Origin of the sequence: Rhizobium sp. AN68, assembly GCF_030758035.1 — a bacterium.
GTDB classification, from domain to species: domain Bacteria; phylum Pseudomonadota; class Alphaproteobacteria; order Rhizobiales; family Rhizobiaceae; genus Agrobacterium; species Agrobacterium tumefaciens.
In genome coordinates this window covers 532,247-556,333 of record NZ_JARWMI010000002.1, presented here as the reverse complement: position 1 = coordinate 556,333, position 24,087 = coordinate 532,247, and the positions used below count along the sequence as shown (strand labels likewise).

25 protein-coding genes are annotated in these 24,087 nt (G+C 59.1%); 14 read left to right on the top strand and 11 right to left on the bottom strand.

All coding sequences use genetic code 11. From position 1 onward, the window contains the following. Positions 1-21 precede the first annotated feature (21 nt). Positions 22-996 carry a LysR family transcriptional regulator gene (locus RBH71_RS05965; protein ID WP_323687203.1) on the bottom strand — a complete coding sequence of 325 codons (975 nt, stop codon included), beginning with the start codon at positions 994-996 and terminating at the stop codon, positions 22-24. Positions 997-1,323: 327 nt separating this feature from the next. Between RBH71_RS05965 and RBH71_RS05960 the strand changes: the two genes are divergently transcribed. Together RBH71_RS05960 and RBH71_RS05955 are read left to right on the top strand one after the other, a co-directional pair. After that, positions 1,324-3,753 (top strand): glucose/quinate/shikimate family membrane-bound PQQ-dependent dehydrogenase, encoded by a 2,430-nt coding sequence (locus RBH71_RS05960; protein ID WP_060642293.1) that lies wholly within the window; start codon positions 1,324-1,326, stop codon positions 3,751-3,753. A gap of 267 nt (positions 3,754-4,020) precedes the next feature. Further along, complete coding sequence (locus tag RBH71_RS05955) at positions 4,021-5,451, top strand: mannose-1-phosphate guanylyltransferase/mannose-6-phosphate isomerase (protein WP_025595636.1); 1,431 nt, start codon at positions 4,021-4,023, stop codon at positions 5,449-5,451. 86 nt (positions 5,452-5,537) lie between these two features. Here RBH71_RS05955 and RBH71_RS05950 read toward each other — a convergent pair whose 3' ends face one another. Continuing rightward, the gene (locus RBH71_RS05950) at positions 5,538-6,236 is read right to left on the bottom strand and encodes a CPBP family intramembrane glutamic endopeptidase (RefSeq protein WP_323687202.1); all 699 of its coding nucleotides are present in this window, start codon (positions 6,234-6,236) and stop codon (positions 5,538-5,540) included. 331 nt (positions 6,237-6,567) lie between these two features. On the opposite strand from RBH71_RS05950, the gene RBH71_RS05945 reads away from it, so the two are divergent. The 6 genes from RBH71_RS05945 to RBH71_RS05920 all read left to right on the top strand — a co-directional run bounded on the left by RBH71_RS05945 (position 6,568) and on the right by RBH71_RS05920 (position 12,852). Further along, complete coding sequence (locus RBH71_RS05945; protein WP_111802600.1) at positions 6,568-7,800, top strand: ABC transporter substrate-binding protein; 1,233 nt, start codon at positions 6,568-6,570, stop codon at positions 7,798-7,800. 141 nt (positions 7,801-7,941) lie between these two features. Beyond that, positions 7,942-8,844 carry a carbohydrate ABC transporter permease gene (locus tag RBH71_RS05940; RefSeq protein WP_003510951.1) on the top strand — a complete coding sequence of 301 codons (903 nt, stop codon included), beginning with the start codon at positions 7,942-7,944 and terminating at the stop codon, positions 8,842-8,844. Beyond that, a complete protein-coding gene (locus RBH71_RS05935; RefSeq protein WP_003510950.1) occupies positions 8,837-9,778 on the top strand; it encodes a carbohydrate ABC transporter permease in 942 nt (313 codons plus the stop codon). Before RBH71_RS05940 ends, RBH71_RS05935 begins: the two co-directional genes overlap by 8 nt. 5 nt (positions 9,779-9,783) lie before the next feature. Then, the gene (locus RBH71_RS05930; protein WP_003510949.1) at positions 9,784-10,872 is read left to right on the top strand and encodes an ABC transporter ATP-binding protein; all 1,089 of its coding nucleotides are present in this window, start codon (positions 9,784-9,786) and stop codon (positions 10,870-10,872) included. Positions 10,873-10,932: 60 nt separating this feature from the next. Next, positions 10,933-11,697, top strand: a complete 765-nt coding sequence (locus tag RBH71_RS05925) for a sugar phosphate isomerase/epimerase family protein (RefSeq protein ID WP_013761597.1) — start codon at positions 10,933-10,935, stop codon at positions 11,695-11,697. Positions 11,698-11,718: 21 nt separating this feature from the next. Next, positions 11,719-12,852 carry a Gfo/Idh/MocA family protein gene (locus RBH71_RS05920; RefSeq protein ID WP_111802599.1) on the top strand — a complete coding sequence of 378 codons (1,134 nt, stop codon included), beginning with the start codon at positions 11,719-11,721 and terminating at the stop codon, positions 12,850-12,852. Between the two features lie 86 nt (positions 12,853-12,938). On the opposite strand, the gene RBH71_RS05915 is transcribed toward RBH71_RS05920, so the two are convergent. Together RBH71_RS05915 and RBH71_RS05910 are read right to left on the bottom strand one after the other, a co-directional pair. After that, entirely contained in the window at positions 12,939-13,109 is a 171-nt protein-coding gene (locus RBH71_RS05915; RefSeq protein ID WP_013761596.1) for a hypothetical protein, read from the bottom strand. Then, positions 13,102-13,239, bottom strand: coding sequence for a hypothetical protein (locus RBH71_RS05910; RefSeq protein WP_174003429.1), 138 nt, complete (start codon positions 13,237-13,239; stop codon positions 13,102-13,104). Before RBH71_RS05910 ends, RBH71_RS05915 begins: the two co-directional genes overlap by 8 nt. Before the next feature lie 225 nt (positions 13,240-13,464). Here RBH71_RS05910 and queC point away from each other — a divergent pair, with 225 nt between their 5' ends. Genes queC through queE form a run of 3 tightly spaced genes read left to right on the top strand, consistent with a single transcriptional unit; the run spans position 13,465 to position 15,283 of the window. Continuing rightward, a complete protein-coding gene (gene queC, locus RBH71_RS05905) occupies positions 13,465-14,175 on the top strand; it encodes a 7-cyano-7-deazaguanine synthase QueC (RefSeq protein ID WP_003510940.1) in 711 nt (236 codons plus the stop codon). Beyond that, positions 14,175-14,531, top strand: coding sequence for a 6-carboxytetrahydropterin synthase QueD (gene queD / locus RBH71_RS05900; protein WP_003510937.1), 357 nt, complete (start codon positions 14,175-14,177; stop codon positions 14,529-14,531). The genes queC and queD overlap by 1 nt, the downstream gene beginning before the upstream one ends. Next, a complete protein-coding gene (gene queE, locus RBH71_RS05895; protein WP_013761593.1) occupies positions 14,528-15,283 on the top strand; it encodes a 7-carboxy-7-deazaguanine synthase QueE in 756 nt (251 codons plus the stop codon). Before queD ends, queE begins: the two co-directional genes overlap by 4 nt. Positions 15,284-15,385: 102 nt before the next feature. Here queE and RBH71_RS05890 read toward each other — a convergent pair whose 3' ends face one another. The 6 genes from RBH71_RS05890 to RBH71_RS05865 form a co-directional block, all read right to left on the bottom strand. After that, positions 15,386-16,435, bottom strand: a complete 1,050-nt coding sequence (locus tag RBH71_RS05890) for a Gfo/Idh/MocA family protein (RefSeq protein WP_003510934.1) — start codon at positions 16,433-16,435, stop codon at positions 15,386-15,388. 6 nt (positions 16,436-16,441) lie between these two features. Next, on the bottom strand, positions 16,442-17,227 hold the full coding sequence (locus RBH71_RS05885; protein ID WP_111802598.1) for a ThuA domain-containing protein: 786 nt from the start codon (positions 17,225-17,227) through the stop codon (positions 16,442-16,444). 56 nt (positions 17,228-17,283) lie between these two features. Beyond that, a complete protein-coding gene (locus RBH71_RS05880; RefSeq protein ID WP_013761592.1) occupies positions 17,284-18,312 on the bottom strand; it encodes an ABC transporter ATP-binding protein in 1,029 nt (342 codons plus the stop codon). A 10-nt stretch (positions 18,313-18,322) separates the two neighbouring features. Then, positions 18,323-19,156, bottom strand: coding sequence for a carbohydrate ABC transporter permease (locus tag RBH71_RS05875; RefSeq protein ID WP_003510927.1), 834 nt, complete (start codon positions 19,154-19,156; stop codon positions 18,323-18,325). Beyond that, entirely contained in the window at positions 19,153-20,127 is a 975-nt protein-coding gene (locus RBH71_RS05870) for a carbohydrate ABC transporter permease (protein WP_038494108.1), read from the bottom strand. The genes RBH71_RS05875 and RBH71_RS05870 overlap by 4 nt, the downstream gene beginning before the upstream one ends. A 64-nt stretch (positions 20,128-20,191) precedes the next feature. Beyond that, positions 20,192-21,457, bottom strand: coding sequence for an ABC transporter substrate-binding protein (locus tag RBH71_RS05865; protein ID WP_003510925.1), 1,266 nt, complete (start codon positions 21,455-21,457; stop codon positions 20,192-20,194). A gap of 268 nt (positions 21,458-21,725) precedes the next feature. Between RBH71_RS05865 and RBH71_RS05860 the strand changes: the two genes are divergently transcribed. From RBH71_RS05860 to RBH71_RS05850, 3 genes are all read left to right on the top strand, one after another. Beyond that, entirely contained in the window at positions 21,726-22,739 is a 1,014-nt protein-coding gene (locus RBH71_RS05860) for a substrate-binding domain-containing protein (RefSeq protein ID WP_003510924.1), read from the top strand. 173 nt (positions 22,740-22,912) lie between these two features. Further along, positions 22,913-23,110 carry a hypothetical protein gene (locus RBH71_RS05855; protein WP_003510923.1) on the top strand — a complete coding sequence of 66 codons (198 nt, stop codon included), beginning with the start codon at positions 22,913-22,915 and terminating at the stop codon, positions 23,108-23,110. Positions 23,111-23,343: 233 nt separating this feature from the next. Continuing rightward, positions 23,344-23,502 (top strand): hypothetical protein, encoded by a 159-nt coding sequence (locus RBH71_RS05850; protein ID WP_035251458.1) that lies wholly within the window; start codon positions 23,344-23,346, stop codon positions 23,500-23,502. A gap of 3 nt (positions 23,503-23,505) precedes the next feature. On the opposite strand, the gene RBH71_RS05845 is transcribed toward RBH71_RS05850, so the two are convergent. Then, positions 23,506-24,081 (bottom strand): DNA-3-methyladenine glycosylase, encoded by a 576-nt coding sequence (locus RBH71_RS05845; RefSeq protein WP_038495795.1) that lies wholly within the window; start codon positions 24,079-24,081, stop codon positions 23,506-23,508. Positions 24,082-24,087 lie beyond the last annotated feature (6 nt).

The following is a 24,087-nucleotide window of genomic DNA, read 5'->3' as shown; positions in this document are numbered from 1 at the left end:
ATTAAGTGCGTATTGTCGGCATTATAGGTGGGACTGGTAGGCCTGCCGTACCATATTCACGAAGGCCTCCACGTGGAGGGCAAGCGGACCGCGTCTGACGACCAGCACGCTATCTGACCAGGCATCGGCGCTTTCGAGCGGCACACCTGTGATGCCCCTTGTGGAGCGCACGGTGCTTTCCGGCAGAATGGAAATTCCCGCGCCAGCTTCCACGAGGGCAAGGATGGTGTTGACGTTAGCGATGCGCATGCCGATTTCCGGCTCACAGCCTGCATCCTCGAAAAGGGAAAGCGCGCTGCTGCTGAGCCCCAGGCCGATCTCGTCCACCGGCAGCAGCAGTTTCTCCTGCACGATATCGCCAACCGAAACTCTGGAGCGGGAGGCGAGCGGATGGCGCTCCGGCAGGGCGACGCACAGTTTGGAGCGGTCGAAGGGCATGGCCCGCAAGCTCTGCGGCAATTGGGGCAGGGGTGCGCGAATGAAAGCGACGTCTGTCTTGCGCGTCGCCACCTGCTCGATCAATTGTTCCATCGTCATGCCGGGCAGGAGTTCAAGCGTCACCTCCCTGTGGTCGTTGCCATAGCGGGTGATCAGCGCCGGCAATTTTCGTTCCGCCATTACGCTGGTGCCGAAGCCGATGCGCAGCGTGCCGAGCTGGCCCCGCCTGATCTGGTGTGCTTTTTCTAGCGCGCCCTTGGTGCGGGCAAGAATTTCCTCCGCATCTAGCAGCATCGACTGCCCAGCCGGCGTAAGTTCCACACCGCGGTTGACACGGAGGAAAAGCTTGAAGCCCAGATTCTCTTCCAGTTGCCGGATACGCTGCGTTACGGCCGGTTGGGCGATGCCCAGCTGCAAAGCGGCCGCGCGGAAATTTTTGGCCCTTGCGGCTTCCACAAAAATGGCGAGCTGGCGAATATCCATCGGCGGAGAGGTCTTTGTGTTGTAGGTGTTGATATGGTATAAGCGCAGCTTATCAAAAATGCCCGTCTTGCGCATTGTCATCTTGTCGCAGGCGACGTTATACCGCACCGAGGTTTCGGTCGCCCAGTGCCCGCATGCGGGCCTCTGCGATACGAACTTGGGAGGATTTGTTCGAGCACATTGTCCGCCGTCCATTGGGGCCGGCGATAAACTGCAGTGAATGGGTCAAAATGACAGTCACCACGGAAGTCTCCCGCACCATTGTTCCCCATTTCGCCTCGTCGCCTTCAGCGCATCTTCGCTCAGCCGTAAGTGCGGCGGACTGTCTGGCCTGGGCCGGGCATTGAAAGATCATCGGGCGTCAGCCTTCGCGGCGGCTCTCCTAACCGGATATTTAATTTCATGAGTAAACCAGCAACCTCAACGTCGCTTGCAGCCAGATTATGGCTCTTCGTGCTCGGCGCCGTCATTGTCGCTGCGGGACTGTTTTTCGCCATTGGCGGTGGGCAACTCGCAACACTCGGCGGCAGCCTCTATTTTGTCTTGGCGGGTATCGCGCTGATCGTCTCCGGCTTGCTTATTCTCCTGCGCAAGCCTGCCGGCGCGCTCCTGTTCGGCCTTGTCTTCATCGTTAGCGGTGTTTGGGCAGTGTGGGAAGCCGGACTGCACTTCTGGCCGCTCATCTCCCGCCTGCTGGCGTTGGGCGTGGGCGCCACGGTGGTTGCGCTCTCCTATCCGCTGCTGCGGCGCGCGGCTGGCAAGACGCCAGCTTACGGCGCGTCCTTTGCCCTTGCTGGCGTTCTGGCCATCGCGTCCGCTGCCGGTTTTGCCGGCATGTTCGTGCCGCATCCGACCGTCGCCTTCAAGGGTGAGGTTGCTGCACTGACGCCGGTAACGCCGGAAAAAGAGCAGAAGAACTGGGAACATTACGGCAATACGGCGGGCGGCAGCCGCTTTGTTGCGCTTGACGAAATCAACCGCGATAACGTCAAGAACCTTGAGGTGGCATGGACCTATCGGACCGGCGACATCCCGATCAGCCCCGGCGCGAACGGTGCGGAAGATCAGGAAACGCCGCTTCAGGTCGGCGACACCGTGTTTGTGTGCACACCGCACAACAATGTCATCGCGCTCGACGCCGATACCGGCGCGCAGAAGTGGAAGACCGAAATCAACGCCAAATCCACCGTCTGGATGCGTTGCCGTGGTCTTGCCTATTTCGATGCCAAGGCGCCGCTGAAGCAGCCGACCGCTCCGGGCGCAACGCCTGTCACCCCGGCGATCGTAGCCGACGGCGCGCTTTGCCAGCGCCGCATTCTCATGAACACCATCAACGCGGAACTCATCGCGCTCGACGCCGACACCGGCGCGTTTTGCCCGGATTTCGGCACCAATGGCCGCGTCGATCTGAAGATCGGTCTTGGTGATGCGCCAGACCCGCAATATGTGCTGACATCGGCCCCCACACTGGCTGGCACCACCGTCGTGGTCGGCGGACGTATCGCTGACAACGTTCAGGTGGATATGCCTGGCGGCGTGATGCGCGGTTTCGACGTGGTGACGGGTGAGCTTCGCTGGGCTTTCGATCCCGGCAACCCTGAAATCACCAAACTGCCGCCCGAGGGCCAGACCTACACCCGTTCCACGCCGAACGTCTGGGCATCCATGTCCTACGATCCGGAGCTGAACACGGTCTTCATGCCGGTGGGCAGCCCCTCGGTCGATCTTTATGGCGCGACGCGCACACCGCTCGATCATAAATACGGCGCTTCCATGCTGGCACTCGATGCCACGACCGGCCGCGAAAAGTGGGTCTACCAGACGGTTCATAACGACCTATGGGACTTCGACGTGCCGATGCAGCCGAGCTTCGTCGATTTCCCGAAGGCTGACGGAACGACCGTTCCGGCTTTGGTCTTCGGCACCAAGGCCGGTCAGATCTATGTGCTGGACCGTGCGACTGGCCAGCCGCTGACCAAGGTGGAAGACGTTCCGGTCAAGGCCGGCAACATTCCGAACGAGCCATATGCACCAACGCAGCCGCGTTCGGTGGGCATGCCGCAAATCGGCGCGCAGACGCTGACGGAAGCCGATATGTGGGGTGCCACCCCTTTCGATCAGCTTCTGTGCCGTATCGCTTTCAAGGGCATGCGTTATGAAGGCCTCTATACGGCGCCAGGCACGGACCTCTCCCTCGCCTTCCCGGGCTCGCTCGGCGGCATGAACTGGGGCGGCATCTCTACTGACCCGACGACCAACACAATCTTCATCAACGATATGCGCCTCGGCCTGTGGATTGAGATGAAGGAAGCTGCTCCCACCAAGGCAACGGCAAGCGGCGGCGAAAGCGTCAATACCGGCATGGGCGTCGTTCCCATGAAGGGCACGCCCTATGCGGTGAACAAGAACCGTTTCCTGTCTGCTCTCGGCATTCCCTGCCAGGCTCCGCCCTATGGCTCGATGACTGCGATTGACATGAAGACGCAGCAGATCAAGTGGCAGGTTCCTGTCGGCACCGTTGAGGATACCGGTCCGCTTGGCATCAAGATGGGTCTGCCGATCCCGATCGGCATGCCCACGCTCGGCGGAACGCTTGCCACCCAGGGCGGTCTCGTCTTCATCGCCGGCACCCAGGATTATTATCTGCGCGCCTTCGATACGGCGACCGGCAAGGAAGTCTGGAAGGCCCGCCTTCCTGTCGGTAGCCAGGGCGGCCCGATGAGCTACAAGTCTCCGAAAACAGGCAAGCAATATGTCGTCATCTCGGCCGGCGGTGCACGTCAGTCTCCTGACCGTGGCGACTACGTGATCGCTTACGCGCTGCCGAACTGATCCTGACAGGTCATCGCTCTGAAAACGGAAACCCGGGCCATTCGCCCGGGTTTTTCTTTGCGGCCTGTCAAAGCCACTGAACTACCTTTGCGCGGAACCTCACCCTGTGGCTTGCGTTAGCAAAACGGGTCCGACATTCACCAAGCTTTCACAAGGCGAACTTATGAGCTTGCGCTTATCCGCCCGTGAACCGATGATGGCAGCATTGGTAAATATGTATATTGTCCGGCCCGCCGGGAATTTTTTAAAGTTGGAAAGGTTTTTATTGTGACGGAACAATCTCGAAAGATCACGCCGGTTCTTCTTGCTGGTGGGGCGGGATCACGGCTTTGGCCGGTATCGCGCGATCAGTTGCCCAAGCAGTTCCAGCCGCTGGTCGGCAATCTTTCGACCTATCAGCAGACACTGACGCGCGTGGCCGACAAGGCGCTTTATGCCGAGCCGCTGGTGATCACCAACGAGGATTTCCGCTTCTTCGCCCGCCGCCAGGCTGAGGAGATCGATCTTCCGGCGACGGTGGTTCTCGAACCCGCCCGCCGCGACAGTGCCGCCGCCATGGCCGCTGCCGCCGTGCTGGCCGAGCGCCGGGAGCCGGGATGCCTGGTGCTGGCGCTCGCCGCCGACCATGTGGTGCTGGATGCCGACAAATTTTCAGAGTCCGTGAGGCTTGGCGCCAAGGCCGCCGATCAGGGCAATATCGTCGTTTTCGGTCTGGTGCCAACCGAGCCGCGCACCTCTTACGGCTACATCAAGCCTGGTGAAGCAATTGATGGTGAGGCTGACCTGAGCATCGTCGAGGCATTCGTGGAAAAACCGGATGTGAAGACGGCAATCTCCTATCTGGAGAAGGGTTATCTCTGGAACTCCGGCAACTTCCTGTTTCGTTCCGACGTGATGATTGCCGAACTCAAGGCATTCGCGCCGGAGATTCTTGCGGCAGTAACGCAGTCGGTCGAACAATATGAAAGCGACCTTGGCTTCGTGCGCCTGCATCAGGCGAGCTTCGAAGCCTCGCCGAAAAACTCCATCGACTATGCGGTGATCGAGAAGACCAAGCGCATGGCGGTGGTGCACGGCCATTTCCGCTGGTCGGATATTGGCAGCTGGGACGCGATCTGGGAAATCGCCGACAAGCACGGCAACGACAATGCGCTCGAGGGCGACGGCGTCTTCATCGATTCCGAGGGCTGCCTGATCCATTCCACGCAATTGCTGACGACCGTGGTGGGGGCAAAGGATCTGGTGGTGGTGGCTACCAAGGATGCGGTTCTGGTGGTGCCGAAAAACCGGGTGCAGGACGTGAAGGGCCTGGTGGAGACACTGAAGGATGGCGAACACGCGCCGCGGACGCAAGCGCACAGGCGAGTGTATCGTCCATGGGGTTACATCGAACATATGTATGTGGACGAGCGCTACCGCGTGGGCCACATCACGGTTGATCCTGGCCACCGCATCTCGTTCCAGAAACACTATCACCGCTCGGAGCACTGGATCATCGTCAAGGGCACGGCAACCGTAACGATTGGCGACGAAACCCGGCTGCTGACGGAAAACCAGTCCGTCTATATCCCGATTGGCCAACCGCACCGGCTTGCCAATGAGGGGCAGATTCCGCTTGAGTTGGTCGAAATCCAGACCGGCGCCTATCTTGGCGAAGACGACGTCATCCGCATCGAGGATGATTATAAGAGGCATTAGGACTGCTGCCCGCACCGAAGCGGCATTTTATCCCGGCCGGCGAGGCCGGGATGATAAATCTCTGACTTACCTGTCGGTTCGACGGGTCAGGAGACAGTTGCATTCACGCAGTGGGCGAAAGCGTGGGAAAGCATCGCTGCTTCCAGCCCGCGATGCCAGGACAGCCACCCGAACATCAGTCCGGGGATAAAATTGCCGAGCATGACACTGACAATCAGCAATGGTTGCGGATGAACGGTAATGGCAAACAGAAAGGGCAGGTGGCCCAAGGCAAAAAGGGCCGCTGCGATGACAATGGCAGTCCACAGCATGACCGGCTGGACTTGCCCCTTGCCCACTATTCGCCAGAGCGCCCATGCGAATAATGCCATCAAGCCCCATCGGGTCAGCAGCTCCTCCGTTATGCCGCCATAGAGAAGCCGGGTGACAAGTGGGACTTCAAACGCCGCCATTTTTTCCATGGTTGCCGTATCGGTGAAGGCAGGCAGGATCACAGACGAATAAGCGATCATCAACAGGCCGACGATAAGACCCGTCAGCAAAGCTGATGGGGCTTGCCTGCGCAAGACTGGCTCGAACCCGGTTCCTTTCAGCCAGGCATCGATCAGCGGAGTGCCGAGCCCGAGTTTGCCGGCGAGCGCTTGACCCGTCGCCACCGCAGCAATGATCAGGACTGCCGGCTGGACGAGCATCACACCCCATATCGTGAAGGAAAGATCCTGTCCCGACGCCAGCCGTTCGAACGGTGCGAGCAAAAGCGATAACACGCCCGCCACACCGATCATCAAAAGAATGTGCCAACGTTTCACGATCGCTCACCTTATGTTTGCCCGTCCATGCGGGCTTGGCACTCTGTGCGCAGGAACCGACGCCAAAGTCGGAGGACTATGAAGATACTACGTTGCCTGCAGATTACCGGTGCGCAGTCTTTGTCGTGCCATTCGGCATCCTTCCAATTTCCCAATCTTCTTTCTCAACAAAATCTAGCCGTTCGGCACGTTTGTATCTGCTCGAAACAGCGCGGCGAGCTGCGGCGAGATTCATTTTTAGGCGGTTGCCTAATCAAAAATCTTCGCTTACGTTCCAACTGCAACGTTTCAGTGAGGGAGGAGACTCATGCGAATGCGCTTTATTTCTGCGACCTTTTTGGCCAGTGTTATGATTCCGGCGGGTGTCGCTGGGGCTACCGATCTTGAAGTTACCCATTGGTGGACATCGGGCGGTGAAGCCGCTGCCGTTGCCGAACTTGCCAAGGCTTTTGATGCCACCGGCAACAAGTGGGTGGACGGCGCTATTGCCGGTTCGGGCGGCACCGCCCGGCCGATCATGATCAGCCGTATCACCGGCGGCGACCCGATGGGTGCCACCCAGTTCAACCATGGCAGACAGGCGGAAGAGCTGGTGCAGGCCGGCCTGATGCGCGACCTGACCGATGTTGCCGAAAAGGGCAAGTGGAAAGACGTCATAAAGCCGGCAAGCCTGCTCGACAGTTGCACCATCGACGGCAAGATCTATTGCGCGCCGGTCAACATCCATTCCTGGCAATGGCTGTGGCTTTCCAACGAAGCGTTCAAGAAAGCGGGCGTCGAAGTTCCCAAGAACTGGACTGAATTTGCTGCCGCAGCACCGGCACTGAAAAAAGCCGGCATCCAGCCGCTCGCGCTCGGCGGTCAGGCATGGCAGGCCAATGGCCTGTTCGACACGTTGACGCTTTCGATCGGCGGCAAGGATCTTTATCAGAAGGTCTATGGCGACAAGGATGCCGAAGCAGCGGCCGGTCCCGACATGGCCAAGATTTTTGCGGCCGCCGTCGAGGCGCGCGACATGGCCAAGGGCACCAATGTTCAGGACTGGAACCAGGCCACCAACATGGTCATAACAGGCAAGGCCGGCGGCCAGATCATGGGTGACTGGGCGCAGGGCGAGTTCCAGCTTGCCAACCAGAAGGCGGGTACCGACTACACTTGCCTGCCGGGTCTCGGCCTTAACGACTATCTCACCACCGGCGGCGACGCCTTTTATTTCCCGCTGCTGAAGGATGAAGCAAAATCCAAGGCGCAGGACGTTCTGGCCGCAACCATCGTCGATCCTAAAACGCAGGTGGCTTTCAACCTTAAGAAAGGCTCGCTGCCGATTCGTGGCGACGTCGACCTCAATGCGGCCAATGACTGCATGAAGAAGGGTCTGGAAATTCTGGCCAAGGGCAATGCGCTGACCAGCACAGACCAGCTGATTTCTGCTGATACGCAGAAGCAGAAAGAAGACCTGATGGCAGAGTTTTTTGCCAGCGCGATGACTGCAGAAGATGCACAGAAGCGCTTCGCCGGCATCATCGGTTCCGCTGACTAACCGCAACCTCTTGTGCGGCGGGTGGCATCCATCCGCCGCAAGCTCCCTGCGGGATGCGTAAACGCGCAAGCCCGGAGGATTGGGGCAAGGTCTTTGAGACCTTGCCTGGCTATCAACGGCAACGTTACAGGAGGGTCATCCATGGCGGGTCTAGCGCGCTCCGGCCGCCCCAACCAGCTTTTCCGCAATCTCAATTCTAAGATTGCTTCCATTCCCATGATATTGACCGCCGTCGTGATTTTTCTCGGCGGAACGGTCTGGACGGTGATTTATTCATTCACCAATTCCAAGCTTCTGCCACGTGCAAGCTTCATCGGTTTCGACCAGTATGAGCGGTTGTGGGCCGCGCCGCGCTGGATCATTTCCATCCAGAATCTGGCGATCTACGGCATTCTGTCACTGATCTTCAGTCTGGTGATCGGCTTCGTGCTGGCGGCGCTGATGGATCAGAAGATCCGTTTCGAGAACACCTTCCGCACCATCTTCCTTTATCCCTTTGCTCTGTCGTTCATCGTAACCGGCCTTGTCTGGCAATGGCTGTTGAACCCGGAATTCGGCATTCAGTCCGTGGTCCGCTCGATGGGGTGGGAAAGCTTCACCTTCGACCCGCTTTATAATTCCGAGATCGTTATCTACGGCATCCTGATCGCGGCGCTCTGGCAGGGCACGGGGCTCGTCATGTGCCTGATGCTGGCCGGTCTTCGCGGCATAGACGAGGATATCTGGAAGGCGACGCGCGTCGACGGCATTCCGATGTGGAAGACCTATATCCTCATCATCATTCCCATGATGCGGCCGGTCTTCATCACCACGCTCGTCATTATCGCGAGCGGCATCGTCAAGGTGTACGATCTGGTGGTGGCGCAGACCAGTGGCGGACCGGGCATCGCATCCGAAGTGCCGGCGAAATATGTCTATGACTACATGTTCCAGGCGCAGAATCTGGGGCAGGGCTTTGCCGCCTCCACCATGATGCTTCTAACCGTCGCCATTATCGTCATTCCATGGGCGTACCTCGAATTCGGAGGCAAGAAGCGTGGCTAATATCAGCACATTGAACACGGTCGCCGCCGCAACCGATGCGGTTGCCACGGACCTTTCCGGTCCCCGCGGCAAGAAGCCGAAAAAAACGTTTTCCCGCCGCAACATCATTCTCTATGGCACGCTGTTTGTCGCTGCCGCCTATTACCTGCTGCCGCTTTACGTGATGGTCGTCACCTCTCTGAAGGGCATGCCGGAAATACGGCTCGGCAACATTTTCGCGCCACCGGTGGAAATCACCTTCGAACCCTGGGTGAAAGCCTGGGCGAATGCCTGCACCGGGCTGAACTGCGACGGGCTTTCACGCGGCTTCTGGAACTCGGTACGCATCCTCATACCGTCGGTCGTCATCTCGATCATCGTGGCTTCCGTCAGCGGTTACGCCATCGCGAACTGGAAGTTCAAGGGTTCGGAACTGTTCTTCTCGATCCTCATCATCGGCGCCTTCATCCCCTATCAGGTAATGATCTACCCGATCGTCATCGTGCTGCGCGAATTGGGCATTTATGGCACGCTGACCGGCCTCGTGATCGTGCACACGATTTTTGGCATGCCGATCCTGACGCTGCTCTTCCGCAACTATTTCGCGTCGCTGCCGGAGGAACTGTTCAAGGCGGCACGTATTGATGGCGCCAATTTCTGGCAGATCTATTTTCGCATCATGCTGCCCATGTCGCTGCCGATCTTCGTCGTGGCGATGATCCTGCAGGTCACCGGCATCTGGAACGACTTCCTGTTCGGCGTCGTGTTCACGCGGCCGGAATATTACCCGATGACAGTGCAGCTCAATAATATCGTCAACTCCGTGCAGGGCGTGAAGGAATACAACGTCAACATGGCCGCAACCCTTCTCACCGGGGCCGTGCCTTTGATCGTTTATTTCGTTTCCGGCAGGCTTTTCGTCCGTGGCATCGCCGCAGGCGCAGTAAAAGGTTGAGTTATATGAACAAAAGCGTTTCCATTCGCGATCTTTCCCTGTCCTTCGGTGCCGTTACTGTCCTGAAAGACCTCAATCTCGATATTTACGACGGCGAGTTCCTCGTGCTGCTCGGCTCTTCCGGCTGCGGCAAGTCGACACTTCTCAATTGCATTGCGGGCCTTCTGGAGCCAACCGACGGGCAAATCTTCATCAAGGACCGCAACGTTACCTGGGAGGAGCCGAAGGATCGTGGCATCGGCATGGTGTTCCAGTCCTATGCGCTTTATCCGCAGATGACGGTGGAGAAGAACCTCTCCTTCGGCCTTCAGGTGGCCAAGGTTCCGAAAGAGGAAATCGACCGGCGCGTCAAAAGGGCGGCGGGCATATTGCAGATCGAACCACTCCTGAAGCGCAAGCCCGCCGAGCTTTCCGGCGGCCAGCGCCAGCGCGTGGCGATCGGCCGGGCGCTGGTGCGCGATGTGGATGTGTTCCTGTTCGATGAACCGCTTTCCAACCTCGATGCCAAGCTGCGCTCGGAACTGCGCGTGGAGATCAAACGGCTGCACCAGGCGCTGAAAAACACCATGATCTACGTGACACACGATCAGATCGAGGCGCTGACACTGGCTGATCGTATCGCCATCATGAAAAGCGGCGTCATCCAGCAGCTTGCCGATCCCGTCACCATCTACAACAAGCCAAGGAACCTCTTCGTCGCGGGCTTCATCGGTTCGCCCTCGATGAATTTTTTGCGTGGCGAATTGATCGAGAAGGACGGCAAGGTGGTCTTCACCACCAACGGCGTCACCTTCTCACTGGATGGTTATCAGCCGGAGGCGCCGCTTGTCGCCGGTCGTGCCGTGGTTCTCGGTGTGCGTCCCGAACATGTGCGCGTCGATGCCGACATCGTCAGCGGCGAGGTGCATGAGGCGATCGTTGACATCGAGGAGCCGATGGGCGCCGACAATCTGATCTGGCTCAAACATGCCGGTCATACCTTGTCCGTGCGCGTTGGCGGCCACAGGCGGTTTGCGCCGGGCACCCGGGTTCGCCTCGGCCTAGACCTCACCATGGCCTCGCTGTTCGACGCACAGAGCGAAGAGCGGCTTTAGGAAGGGCCCCGTTTTACCCCCAACACCATCCCAAGCACCCACATCTCTATGGAGGAGATAATGACAGAACTCGGTTTCCAGCTTTACAGCGCCCGCAATTTCCAGCCGTTTTCCAATATTTTGAAGAAGCTTTCGGCGGCTGGTTACAAACAGGTCGAAGGTTACGGCGCCATGTACGCCTCGCTTGATGACGCTGGGTTGAACAGCCTGCGCTCCGAACTCGATGCCAATGGTCTTGCCATGCCGACCGGCCATTTCGGCCTCGACCTTCTCGAGGGTGATCCGAAAAAGGCTCTGAACATCGCCAAGGTTCTGGGCGTGGAAGCGATTTATTGCCCTTACCTGATGCCCGACCAGCGCCCGGCGGACGCGGCTGGTTGGTTCGCCTTCGGCAAGCGCCTGCAGGAAGCGGGTAAACCATTCGTGGATGCCGGGCTGACCTTCGGCTGGCACAACCACGATTTCGAGTTCAAGGTGCTCCCGGACGGCTCCACCCCGCAGGAGCAGATTTTTGCCGGCGGACCGGACCTGAAATGGGAAGCGGATATTGCCTGGATTATCAGAGGCAATGCCGATCCGCTCGCCTGGATCGAAAGCTACGGCAAGCGCATTACCGCCGTGCACGTGAAGGACATCGCACCATCAGGCGAAAATACGGATGAGGACGGCTGGGCGGATGTCGGCCACGGCACGGTGGACTGGAAGGCCCTCGTGGCAGCACTGAGGGCAAAATCCGCCACGAAACATTTCGTGGTCGAACACGACAATCCCAAGGATATCGATCGGCTGATCACTCGCTCCATCGCATCTTTCAAAACCTATTGAGCATCAATCCGGAGTTTCATCATGCAAAGGGAACTGGGCGTCGGCATCATCGGGTGCGGCAACATCTCGTCTGCTTACTTTTCGCTGGCACCGCTCTTCAAGGGCATCAAGGTGCTGGCCTGCGCCGACCTTAACCGCAATGCGGCGGAACTGAGGGCAGAAGAATTTGGTGTCACGGCGCAGTCGATCGAGGAACTCCTCGCCAACAAGGACATCGACGTGGTGGTGAACCTCACTATTCCCGCCGCGCATTTTCCCGTGTCGAAGGCGGCACTCGAGGCGGGTAATCACGTCTATTCGGAAAAGCCGCTGGTGCTTTCGCTGGAGGAAGGCGAGGAGTTGCGGCGCATCGCTCGCGAGAAGAACCTTTCCGTTGGCTGCGCGCCTGATACTTTCCTTGGCGGCGCGCATCAGCTTGCCCGGCAATATATCGACGAGGGCAAGGTAGGACGCATCACCTCCGGCACCTGCCATGTGATGAGCCCCGGCATGGAGATGTGGCACCCCAATCCGGGCTTCTTCTTCCTGAAGGGGGGCGGGCCGATCCTCGATCTTGGCCCCTATTATGTGGCGAACCTCATCAACCTCATCGGCCCGGTCAAGCGCGTTGGCGCACTGACATCAATGGCCAACCCCACCCGAACGGTGACCAGCCAGCCGCTGAACGGCGAGATCATACCGGTAGAAACGCCAACCAACATCCATGCGCTTCTGGAATTCGTGAACGGAGCAACGATCACACTTTCGGCCAGCTGGGATGTGTGGTCGCATCGCCACGCCAATATGGAACTTTACGGTACGGAAGGATCGATCTACGTGCCGGACCCCAACTTCTTCGGCGGTGTGGTGGAGGCGAGCGGACGCGACAAAAATATCCAGCCGCTGGAAGACTGGGCGCATCCCTTCGGCATTGCCAACCAGGAAAGCCCGAATGGCCCGCGCGCCAATTATCGCACGGCAGGCCTGGCCGATATGGCGATTGCTATCCTTGAAGGCCGCGATGCCCGCTGCTCGCTGGATCGCTCCCTGCACGGTATCGACGTGATGACCTCCATCCTCAAATCCGGGGAAGAAGGCCGCTTCATCGAGATGACCACAACCTGCACGCAGCCGGCAGCACTCGGCATCGAGGAGGCGCAGGCGCTGCTGCGCTAAGCCCGGTTTATCGGAAAAAGAGCCCGGCGCACTGCCGTTTTGCCGGGCTCCTTCCGCTCCGCCGCATCATGGGCGAGCTTCGTGTCTCAAAAGCCGATGAAAAAACCAAGCCAGCGTGCGACGGTCGTGACCATCCAGATCAGGAAGACGAACGGGGCGATCCCTATCGTGGCGACGAGCGTCGCGGAGGCCACGAAAAGTAGGACTGCAAGATTGCGCCTGAGCCCTGGGCGCCTGTTGCCGAGTGCCTTATCCATGACGCACGGTGGCCATCAGCCCACGAACGGTAAGGGTGACATAAAGCGTGCCTGCCAACGCCATCAAAATGCCGGAGCCGATGGAGCTGAGATCGCTTAGCGAAAAGAGGAACATAGAACCGGCCGCCATCGGCAACATCCTTCAAGAACTGCAACGTTCAGTCCGTTCTAGATCAAGCCGGTTTCCCGCTTATGTCGCGATTGTTTCGTCTTGTTGCTGCGGCGGGGCAATTTCGTGGATTGCGCGGAATTTCCGCTATTTCCGCAAAGCCCTTCACAATCGCTTCGCTTTGGTTTAAAGCCGCCCCCGTAATCCGGTCGCAGCCCACCCGGTCAAAACAAGGGATCCCAACGTATGAAAACCATCGTCATCTGCTCCGGCGGATTGGACTCCGTTTCGCTTGCGCACAAAATCGCGGCGGAACATGAACTTCTCGCTCTTGTCTCCTTCGATTACGGCCAGCGCCACAAGAAGGAGCTGGATTTCGCAGCCGACTGCGCAAAACGTCTCGGCGTGCCGCATCATCTCATCGACATCACAACCATCGGCGCGCACCTCACCGGTTCCGCGCTGACGGACGATATCGACGTGCCGGACGGACATTATGCGGAAGAGACCATGCGCTCCACGGTGGTGCCGAACCGCAACGCCATCATGCTGACCATCGCCTTCGGCCTTGCCGCCGCCCAGCAGGCTGATGCGGTGGCGATCGCCGTGCATGGCGGCGACCATTTCATCTATCCCGATTGCCGGCCGGGCTTCATCGACAGCTTTAATGCCATGCAGGCGCATGCGCTGGAAGGCTACGCAGACGTCACCTTGTTTGCGCCCTATGTCACCGTCTCCAAAGCGGCGATTGTGACTGACGCGGTCAAATACGGGACCCCATTTGGCGAAACCTGGTCCTGTTACAAGGGCGGCTCTCGCCATTGTGGCCGTTGCGGCACCTGCGTGGAGCGGCGCGAGGCCTTCCATCTGGCAGGTGTTACCGATCCGACGGACTATGAGGACCCGGATTTCTGGGTGGCGGCCACCCATGCTTATGCGGCACAGGAGGTGCGTTGATGTTTCGCATCACCAAGGAGTTCCATTTCTCCGCCTCTCACCAACTGAAAAGCCTGCCCGCCGACCATCAGTGCGCCCGCCTGCACGGGCATAATTACATCGTTGAGGTCGAACTATCAGGCGAAGAGCTGAACGAGCACGGTTTCGTGCGTGATTACCACGAACTCGCGCCGCTGAAGCGCTACATCGACGATCATTTCGATCATCGCCACCTGAACGACGTTCTCGGCCATGACCGGGTCACCGCGGAATGTCTGGCGAAGCACTTTTACGATTGGTGCAAGACGAGCCTGCCGGAAACCAGCGCCGTGCGAGTGAGCGAAACCGCCAAGACCTGGGCGGAATACCGGCCATGACGGCGGCTGCACAGAAAGTTGCAGCGAAGGAAACAGCGATCCGCATCAGCGAAATCTTCGGCCCGACCATTCAGGGCGAGGGTTTGCTGATTGGTCTGCCTACCGTTTTCGTTCGCACTGGCGGCTGCGATTACCGCTGCTCCTGGTGCGATACGCTGCATGCCGTCGACAGCGAGTATCGCGACACATGGAAACCGATGTCCGTGGAGGCGATCTGGCAGGAGGTGCGACGGCTTTCCGGCGGTGTGCCGCTGACGGTGTCGCTTTCGGGCGGCAATCCCGCCATCCAGCCCCTTGGGCAACTAATCGCGAAGGGGCAGGGCGAGGGCTATAGGTTCGCGCTGGAAACGCAGGGCAGCATCGCAAAAGACTGGTTTGGCGATCTCGATCATCTGGTGCTGAGCCCGAAGCCACCATCGAGCGGCATGGAAACCGACTGGCAGGCCTTTGAAGACTGTCTTGCCGCCGCCGGCGATGGACCGCAGGTGGCGCTGAAGATCGTGGTGTTTGACGATGCGGACTATGCTTATGCCAAGGCTGCATCAGCCCGTTTCCCGCATTTGCCGATTTACCTCCAGCCCGGCAACCACACCCCGCCGCCGCCTGATGACGACAACGCGCGTGTGGATATCGATGGGATCATGGATCGCATGTTGTGGCTGGTGGACAAGGTCAGCGAAGACCGTTGGTTTTCCGCCCGGGTGCTGCCGCAGCTGCATGTGCTCTTGTGGGGGAATAGGCGAGGCGTTTGAGGTAGTACCTCCGTCATGCCGGTCTAGATTCGGGGTGACGGGAGATAACGGTACACGCTGCAGTATTGGAAGCGGCGGCTTACGCCGCCGCGCCCTTGCAATTCAAGCAGAGACGGCCAGCTCCCGCCGTTCGCGGTCGGCGATGATCGAGAGATCAAGCACCTTCTGCAAATTCGCGGCGTGGCGGAAGTCCGGATCAGCAATGCCACCTTCCATGACGGCCTTGGCGAATTTTTCGTAATTCGTCGGAACCGGGTCGACATCGATTGTCTTCCAGATCGCCTTTTCCACATCGTCGCCGATGCAGGCCCGCAGGCTGGAATAGTCAGGCGTATGAATCACCTCCAGCGCACCCTTGTCGCCGTGGATGCGCAGGCGCAGTTCGTTGAGATGGCCCGTTGCCCAGCGGCTGGCGTGAATGACGCCCATGGCGCCGTTTTCCAACTCGGCGGTCATGGTGAAGCTGTCATTGGCGTCGAGATCGTAGGCGCCGATTTTGTTGCCTTCATATTTGTCGAAGGTCTTCAGGCGCGTGAAGATGCGCTCCACATCGCTGCCCGCGCCATAGGAGGCGAAGTCGAGAATGTGGATGCCGACATCACCCAGAACACCGTTTGAGCCGTGCTTGGTGGAAAGCCGCCACAGCCACTTGCTCTCCGTCATCCAGTCGCCCCAGGCCTTGGAAACGAGCCAGCTCTGGAGATAGGAGGCTTCCAGATGGCGCACCTTGCCGATCTTGCCGGCCAGCACCATTTCGCGTGCCGCCTGCAAGGGGGCGACATTGCGATAAGTAAGGTTGACCATGGCAACAAGGCCCGCTTTTTCTGCGGCATCGGCCATTTCGGCGGCCTTGGCGTAGTTTTCCGCCAGCGGCTTTTCGCAGAAAACATGTTTGCCCGCCGCCAGAAGCTTGAGGCTGGTCGGGTGGTGGATGGCATCCGGCGTGACGTTTGCCGCCGCGTCGAACTCGCCCCAGGCAATCGCGTCATCCAGCGAGGTAAAGGAGAGTGGAATGTTGTGGCGAAGCGCAAAGCCCCGCACAACCACATCATCCACATCCACCGCAGCCACCAGTTCGACGCCGGGGATTTGCGAGAAATATGTGGCATGGTTGTTGGCCATGCCGCCGGTTCCGAGAATGAGAAGTCTCATGGCTGTTTACCTGTAACCTGCTTCGCCTGCCTTGTGCAGCTTGGGGCCGCGTTCTTCGATAGGCTCCAGCGCCTTGTCGACGGGAACGTTGGGGGCGTCATGAATGCTTTTCAGTGCGCCGACCGGATTATAGGCCCATTTCACCGAATTGCTGATGACCTTCTGTACATTGGCGTCGTGATAGGTCGGATAAGTCTCGTGACCGGGGCGGAAATAGAAGATGTTGCCTGCGCCACGGCGCCAGGTGAGGCCAGAACGGAAGACTTCGCCGCCCTGAAACCAGGAGATGAACACGGTTTCCAGCGGCTCCGGCACGGAGAACTGCTCGCCATACATCTCTTCGTTTTCCAGCTCGAAATGCTCGGGCAGGCCGGCTGCGATCGGGTGGCGCGGATTGATCGTCCACAGGCGTTCGCGTTCGCCCGCCTCACGCCATTTAAGCGCGCAGGGCGTACCCATCAGTCGCTTGAAAGGCTTGGAGAAGTGGCCGGAATGCAGGACGATGAGGCCCATGCCTTCCCAGACACGCTTGGCAACGCGCTCGACGATCTCATCCTGAACCGCACCGTGGTCCTTGTGGCCCCACCAGACCAGAACGTCGGTCTTGTCCAGACGCTCCTGCGAAAGGCCGTGTTCCGGTTCCTGAAGCGTGGCGGTGGTGGCGCTGATCTCAGGGTTGTTATTCAGCGCATCGGCAATGGTGTTGTGCATACCATCGGGGTAGATCGAACGCACCGTCTCGTTGATGTGTTCGTGGATATTTTCGCCCCATACAACGGTGTTGATGGTCATTTTCTTGCTCCTTGGTGAAAGCCGGAAGCTTGGGTGATCCGGCGAAAGTTAACTGTTCAGGCGGCGCCGCGCACGGGATTGCGGGCAAGGGCCTGGCCCTGCGCGTCGAAGCGGTGGATCTGCGCCGCATCCGGCACGAGAACGATTTTTTCTCCCGGCTTGCGGTCGGTCACGCCTTCCTCTCGAACGACGATGGGTTCGCCAGCACCAATCTCGACATAGATGTAGCTGTCCGATCCCAGCATTTCCGAATGGATGATTTCACCGTTCCAGCCGGTCTCACCGGCACCGATCGCAAGGTGTTCGGGGCGGATGCCGATGGTCGCGGCACCTTCGACTTCCGCATATTTGCCGGCAAGGAAGTTCATCTTCGGCGAGCCGATGAAGCCGGCAACGAAGGTGTTGACCGGGCTTTCGTAAAGCTCGAGCGGCGTGCCGATCTGTTCGACGCGGCCATCGCGCAGAACGCAGATGCGGTCGGCAAGCGTCATGGCTTCCACCTGATCGTGGGTGACGTAGATCATCGTCGTATCATGCATCTCCCGGTGCAGCTTGGCGATTTCGAGACGGGTTGCGACGCGCAGCGCCGCATCGAGGTTGGAGAGCGGTTCGTCGAACAGGAACACCTTCGGATCACGCACGATGGCACGGCCGATGGCGACACGCTGGCGCTGGCCGCCGGAAAGCTGCTTCGGCAGACGTTCCAGATAGGGCGTGAGCTGCAGCATTTCCGCTGCCGCCTCTACACGCTTGCGGCGCTGCTCCTTGTCGGCGCCAGAGAGTTTCATGCCGAAGGCCATGTTTTCGAATACGGTCATATGCGGATAAAGCGCATAGGACTGGAAGACCATGGCGACGCCACGCTTGGCGGGTGGCAGGCGGTTGACGGCCTCTCCGTCAAAGGAGAGCGTGCCGCCAGTGATTTCCTCGAGCCCGCAGATGAGGCGTAGCAGCGTGGACTTGCCGCAACCGGAAGGGCCGACGAAAACCATGAACTCGCCGGAGCGGATGTCCATGTCGATGCCCTTGATGACATCGAAGGCGCCGAAGGATTTGCGAAGATTGCGCAGTTGAATGGTGGTCATAAGTTTTCTCCTAGCCTTTGACGCCGCCGGCGGTGAGGCCGGAAATGATGCGTCGCTGGAAGATAAGAACGAGGACGACGAGCGGGGCGGTGACGATGACGGAGGCCGCCATGATCGTTCCCCAGGGGATTTCAAACTGCGAACCGCCCGAAAGAAGTGCGATGGCGACCGGCACCGTGCGCTGTTCGTTCGATGAGGTGAATGTGAGCGCGAAGAGGAACTCGTTCCATGCCGCAATGAAGGCGAGGAGCCCTGTGGTGACGAGCGCCGGCCACATCAGCGGCATGAAGACCTGGGTGATGATGACCCATGGCGTTGCGCCATCGACGATTGCCGCTTCCTCGATTTCGATCGGCAGGTCGCGCATGAATGTCGTCAGCACCCAGACAGTGAAGGGCAGGGTGAAGATCATGTAGGAAAAGATCAGCGCGAGCGGCGTGTTGAAGATGCCAGCCCAGCGGATAAGTTCGAACAGGCCGGCGAGAACGGCGATCTGTGGAAACATCGAGACCGAGAGGATGGTGAGCAGAAGCAGCGAGCGGCCCCGGAAACGGACACGGGCCAGGGCATAGGACGCCGTTACCGCAAGGAACAGCGACAGTACGACGACTGAAGATGCAACGAACAGCGAATTGCCGAGATTGCGCAGGAACGTGCCGTTGCCGATGACGAAGTTGTAATTGGTCAACGAGAATTCACGCGGCCAGTAATTCACCTGGAACAGCGCTGAGCCGGATTTCAGGCTGGTCAGTATCGCGTAATAGAACGGGAATACCGAAATCACCATGATGACGGCGACCAGCGCATAAAAGGCGGTGGTTTTCAGGATGCTTGGCAGGGTCATCGCGAAGCTCCATCTGTGTTGACGCGCCCGAGCCACATATAAACGACTGTTATCGAGGCGATGATGAGGAACAGCATGGTGGAAGCGGCTGCGCCATAGGCGAACTTGTCGAAATCGAACAGGTTCTCACGCGCCAGCACCGACATCGTGCGGGTCTGGGCGTTATTCGGCGTCAGAATGTAGATGAGGTCAAAGACGCGCATCGCATCCAGCATACGGAAGATGACGGCAACCATAAGCGCTGGCCGGATCATTGGAAGGGTGACGCGGAAGAACACCTTGACGGGGTGGATACCGTCCACCTTCGCCGCCTCATACATGTCCTTCGGCACCATTTGCAGGCCGGCGAGAATGAGCAACGCCATGAAGGGCGTCGTCTTCCAGATATCGACAATAAGAACGGCGACCATTGCGGTGTCCGGATTGGCGGTCCATGCGATCTTGTGAGAGATCAGCCCGAGATTGAGGAACAGGTCGTTCAAGATACCGAACTGGTCGTTCAGCATCCACGCCCACATCTGCGCCGAAACGATGGTGGGAATGGCCCATGGAACGAGGATGGCGGCGCGCACGAGGCCGCGTCCCTTGAATTCCGCGTTCAGCACCAGCGCAACGATAAGGCCGAGAACGGTTTCGAAGCTGACCGAAAGGATGGTGAATTTCAGCGTGTTCAGAACCGCGCCCCACCAGGCGGGATCAGCCAACAGGCCGCGATAGATGGTGCGGCCGCTGCTGAGCGTGATCCAGGTGAGGTAGTTCTTGAAGCCAACGAATTGTGCGCCGTCGAGATTGGTCAGCGACGCGTCGGTGAGGCTGAACCAGACGGTGCGCACCAGCGGCCAGCCGGCCACCATCGCAAGTACCAGAAACGTGGGGGCTAGGAACAGCCATGCGGATTTCAGGCGTTCCGACTGAAGGTCGGAGCCGGTGCCGGATGCCGCGACCGGTCTTTCAAGGGCGGTATCGTTCATTGGGATATCTCGCAGTTGGGGTGTGGGAAACGCTCAGGCGAGACCGCTTCCCACACGGGCCGGATTACCAGCCGTTGCCTTTGAGATCGGTCAATTCGACTTCAAGGAGCTCAAGGTTTTCCGCCGCCGTGCCGTTGCCGGAGAGCGTGTTGTGCACGGCACCCCAGAATTTGGCCGAAACCTCGTTGTATTTCACCTTCGCCGAGGCAGAGGGGCGTGGAACGGCGGTCTGGAAAATCGGCTTCCATGTCGGCATGAAAGGCTGTGCGTCCGCGACATCCTTGTCGTCGTAAAGCGAGGCGATCGTGGGCATGTTGGAAAGCTGAATCGCACGCATCTTCTGGGTATCCTTCGATGCGAGGAACTTCACAAGTTGGATGGCAGCTTCCTGATCGTCGGAATATTTCGAAACGGCGAGGTTCCAGCCGCCGAGCGTTGAGGCGGGTGCCGCACCCTCTTCACCGGCCGGCAACGGCGTGACGCCGAATTTGCCCTTGATGGCGCTGTCGGCACCGTTTCCAAGCGCATAGGCATAGGGCCAGTTGCGCATGAAGACGGAATTGCCGGTCTGCCAGACGCCGCGTGCTTCCTCTTCCTTGTAGGCAAGCACGCCCTGCGGCGCGATGGTGCCGACCCAGCCCTTGGCGGCTTCAATCGCGGCTGCGGCTTTCTCGTTGTTGATGGAGATGTCGCCGTTGGTCTCAACGATATGGCCGCCACCGGCGGACGCAATCCATTCCAGAGCGTTGCAGGTCAGGCCCTCATAGGCGCTGCCCTGGAAGACAAAGCCCCACAGGTCTTTCTGCCCGGCTGTGCGCTCCTTGTCCTGAATTTCCTTGGCGGTCTCGCCCAGTTCCTTCCAGGTTTTCGGCGGCTGCTTGCCGTATTTTTCCAGAAGGTCCTTGCGGTAGAACAGAGCGGGTGCATCGGTGAACATCGGCATGGCGACAAGCTTGCCGTCCACGGTCTGTGACGCCACGATGGAGGGGAAATGATCGCCAATGACATCCTTCGTCGCTTCGGTCAGATCCACGAATTGGTCGGAGAGCTGCGGCGCCCAGATCACGTCCGTCTGATAGACGTCGACATCCTTGTTGCCCGCGGCAAGCCATAGCCTGTACTGGCTGAACTGCTCACTGGACGATGACGGCATGGTGACAAGATTGACCTTGTGGCCGGTCTCTTTTTCGAAGGCGGCGATCCGCTCCTTGAAAAATGCAATGTTCTTGCCGGTCGAGTTGGCGGCGATGGAAAGTTCGGCCGCCTGCGCGGAAACCGCCGCAGACAGCACGCTGCCACACAGCAACAAAGTCTTCATGGAAATATTCATTGTCAAACTCCTCCGTTGACGCTTCCAATCATCCTCAAAATTGAAAGCGCTTTTGACCGATGTGAAGTTCGCAAAAGCCGACAAATCTGTCAATACTCTTTCTTATGGCGCGGAAATTGGGCATCTTCGGGTGTTGTCACGGAGGGTTTGCCTTTCGAAACGGCGAACTGTAAGGTTTCAGGTGGGAATAAATTGAAAGCGATTTCAATTTTTGTCCGCTTGAAAAATCTGCGGCGGCGACGCATGCAGGAGCAAATTGGCAGAAAACATGAAGCTCAAGGAATTCGCAGAAAAGGTCGGGCTGTCGCCCACCACCGTCAGCCGTGCGCTTGGCGGCTATCCCGAGGTGCGTGAAGAGACGCGCCAGCGGGTGATGGATGCTGCGCTGAAATACGGCTATCGGCCCAATGCCAACGCGGTCAGGCTGGCAACAGGCAGGGCTGGCGCGATCGGTGTCGTGATGGGCCGTTCGGGCGGCGGGCATTTCTTTTCGGAATTCATGGGCGGCATGGCGACGCGGCTGGAAGGCGAAGAGACCGACATTCTCGTCAGCGTCACCGTCGACAATAACATTGAGGAAGAGCTCGCGATTTTCAGCCGGCTGGCGTCGAGCGGACGAGTGGATGGCATAATCGTGCATTCGCCGCGTCCGGAGGACGAGCGCATCGCGCTGCTCAATCGGCTGGGCGTGCCTTTCATCGTGCATGGCCGCTCGAAGACGGCGTTCGAGCACGCCTGGCTCGATATCGACAATCATGATGTGACGTATCGTCCGACAATCCATTTTCTGGAACGTGGCCACCGTCGCATCGCGATGATCAACGGCCCGACAGGCCGTACATTCGTGCAGGACCGCGAACAGGGTTTTCGTGACGCGCTCGCGACCCATGGCATCACGCCTGATCCGCGCCTCATGATGAGCGAGCATTTCAGCGAAGATGCCGCCTTCCGTTTCGCCCGCTCGCTGCTGGAGCAGACGCCGCGACCGACCGCCTTCGTCGCCGGCGCGATGATGACGGCGCAGGGCGTCTATCGCGCGGCAACCCAACTGGGACTGGTGATCGGTAAGGACGTGTCCGTCATCGCCCATGACGACGTGTTTCCTTACCTCACTCCGGAAAGCATGATGCCGCCGCTTTCCACCACACGCTCGCCCATGCGCATGGCTGGCATGCGGGTTACGGACCTGCTTCTGCAGATCGTCGGCGGCCGTCCTGTCCGCGAGGTTCAGGAATTGTGGCCGGTCGAACTGATCCTGCGGGAATCGGTCGGTCCAGCCTGAGCTCGTCGCCATAGCTCACTGATTCCATTCCATTTTGTGAACGTCAATTGATTGCCGTTCGTCTTTCATCGCCTATACGGCAGCGGCATCTCGTGTATAATTGAAGCTGCACAGGCCTTTTGGAACAGGACCTGGGCCAGCGCGTTGAGGGGACGTGTTGAAGGAGGTGACCGATGTTTGAATTTTTAAAGCCGCAACAACAGACTGTGATCGATGATGTGGAGGCAACCGGTACCTATGCCGATGCGCTGCTCAACGTACCCAGCCCGGAACTGACCCGTTCCACCGCTCGCGAACACGGCCATGAGGCCCACTCCCGCGACTATTGCGAAAACCGCGATATTTCCCGCAGCTCGCTGGGTTTCGCCTGACCACTCGCAAAAGCTTCCCAAAAAAAACGGAACTGACCGGCGTTTTCCCGCGTTTGTCCTGTACAATCCGCAGGGCGGCGCAATGAAACCGAAGGGACCTGACCGGCATCTGACCGATGGGCGAATTGGGTGTTGCGCCGCCTGATGAGGGGCGGTGCGCTCGCGTTGTCCCAGCAGATGAAAGCGCATTTCGATTCCGCATTGGACGAAAGCGCTTATATCCAGGAGCTTCAATGCCAACTGTTCCCGTTGAACCCTATCCAGACCCGCCAATGCCGGTGCCGCCACAGCCGGATATACCGCCGGTCAAAGAGCCGGAGCCCGACAGGCTGCCGGACGAGGCGCCAAACCCCAATCCAGATGAAAACGACGGACCGCCCAAGGTCTTGTAGGTTTCAGGCCTGTTCGAATTTCTTGCTGAGGAAGGCCGAGCCTTCAAGACCAAACCGCCACGGATAATCCTGCGCGCGGCTTATGCCGATGCGTCTGCCGCTGGTAACGGCGGCGGCCTCCTTTGGCAGACGGAGGAAAAACGGCGGGCGGTCCAGCGCTGCTCCGTCCATTTCTCCGGTAATGGCCAAGGCCTGACAAAGCCTGCCGGGGCCGGAACATAACAGTTTCAGTTTGTCAGTTCCTCGCCGCAGTTTCATCATATCTATGCCGGTGAGGGGTTCGATTGCACGCAGAAGCACAGCGGAGCCCGGAGCGCATACGAAGTTTGCGCACCAGTGAATGCCATAGGACCGGTAGACATAGAGATGGCCAGCCGGGCCGAACATCGCCTTGGTGCGGGGGGTCTGTCCATTGAAACTATGGGATGCCGGATCATCTGGATGATAGGCTTCGGTTTCCACAATGATGCCGCCGGTATTGCCAACGCGGAATTCCATGCCGATGAGGGCGCGCGCAACGTCAACGGGATCGCGCTGAAAGAAGCGCTCCTGCATTTCCGGGCCCAAGGCCTGATCCATCTGGAA

Bases quoted from the DNA above. Each gene is read 5' to 3' on its own strand.
- RBH71_RS05965 (WP_323687203.1), bottom strand. From the start codon at position 996: ATGCGCAAGACGGGCATTTTTGATAAGCTGCGCTTATACCATATCAAC.
- RBH71_RS05960 (WP_060642293.1), top strand. From the start codon at position 1,324: ATGAGTAAACCAGCAACCTCAACGTCGCTTGCAGCCAGATTATGGCTC.
- RBH71_RS05950 (WP_323687202.1), bottom strand. From the start codon at position 6,236: ATGATCGGTGTGGCGGGCGTGTTATCGCTTTTGCTCGCACCGTTCGAA.
- RBH71_RS05945 (WP_111802600.1), top strand. From the start codon at position 6,568: ATGCGAATGCGCTTTATTTCTGCGACCTTTTTGGCCAGTGTTATGATT.
- RBH71_RS05940 (WP_003510951.1), top strand. From the start codon at position 7,942: ATGGCGGGTCTAGCGCGCTCCGGCCGCCCCAACCAGCTTTTCCGCAAT.
- RBH71_RS05930 (WP_003510949.1), top strand. From the start codon at position 9,784: ATGAACAAAAGCGTTTCCATTCGCGATCTTTCCCTGTCCTTCGGTGCC.
- RBH71_RS05925 (WP_013761597.1), top strand. From the start codon at position 10,933: ATGACAGAACTCGGTTTCCAGCTTTACAGCGCCCGCAATTTCCAGCCG.
- RBH71_RS05920 (WP_111802599.1), top strand. From the start codon at position 11,719: ATGCAAAGGGAACTGGGCGTCGGCATCATCGGGTGCGGCAACATCTCG.
- RBH71_RS05915 (WP_013761596.1), bottom strand. From the start codon at position 13,109: ATGGATAAGGCACTCGGCAACAGGCGCCCAGGGCTCAGGCGCAATCTT.
- RBH71_RS05910 (WP_174003429.1), bottom strand. From the start codon at position 13,239: ATGGCGGCCGGTTCTATGTTCCTCTTTTCGCTAAGCGATCTCAGCTCC.
- queC (WP_003510940.1), top strand. From the start codon at position 13,465: ATGAAAACCATCGTCATCTGCTCCGGCGGATTGGACTCCGTTTCGCTT.
- queD (WP_003510937.1), top strand. From the start codon at position 14,175: ATGTTTCGCATCACCAAGGAGTTCCATTTCTCCGCCTCTCACCAACTG.
- queE (WP_013761593.1), top strand. From the start codon at position 14,528: ATGACGGCGGCTGCACAGAAAGTTGCAGCGAAGGAAACAGCGATCCGC.
- RBH71_RS05890 (WP_003510934.1), bottom strand. From the start codon at position 16,435: ATGAGACTTCTCATTCTCGGAACCGGCGGCATGGCCAACAACCATGCC.
- RBH71_RS05885 (WP_111802598.1), bottom strand. From the start codon at position 17,227: ATGACCATCAACACCGTTGTATGGGGCGAAAATATCCACGAACACATC.
- RBH71_RS05880 (WP_013761592.1), bottom strand. From the start codon at position 18,312: ATGACCACCATTCAACTGCGCAATCTTCGCAAATCCTTCGGCGCCTTC.
- RBH71_RS05875 (WP_003510927.1), bottom strand. From the start codon at position 19,156: ATGACCCTGCCAAGCATCCTGAAAACCACCGCCTTTTATGCGCTGGTC.
- RBH71_RS05870 (WP_038494108.1), bottom strand. From the start codon at position 20,127: ATGAACGATACCGCCCTTGAAAGACCGGTCGCGGCATCCGGCACCGGC.
- RBH71_RS05865 (WP_003510925.1), bottom strand. From the start codon at position 21,457: ATGAATATTTCCATGAAGACTTTGTTGCTGTGTGGCAGCGTGCTGTCT.
- RBH71_RS05860 (WP_003510924.1), top strand. From the start codon at position 21,726: ATGAAGCTCAAGGAATTCGCAGAAAAGGTCGGGCTGTCGCCCACCACC.
- RBH71_RS05855 (WP_003510923.1), top strand. From the start codon at position 22,913: ATGTTTGAATTTTTAAAGCCGCAACAACAGACTGTGATCGATGATGTG.
- RBH71_RS05850 (WP_035251458.1), top strand. From the start codon at position 23,344: ATGCCAACTGTTCCCGTTGAACCCTATCCAGACCCGCCAATGCCGGTG.
- RBH71_RS05845 (WP_038495795.1), bottom strand. From the start codon at position 24,081: ATGGATCAGGCCTTGGGCCCGGAAATGCAGGAGCGCTTCTTTCAGCGC.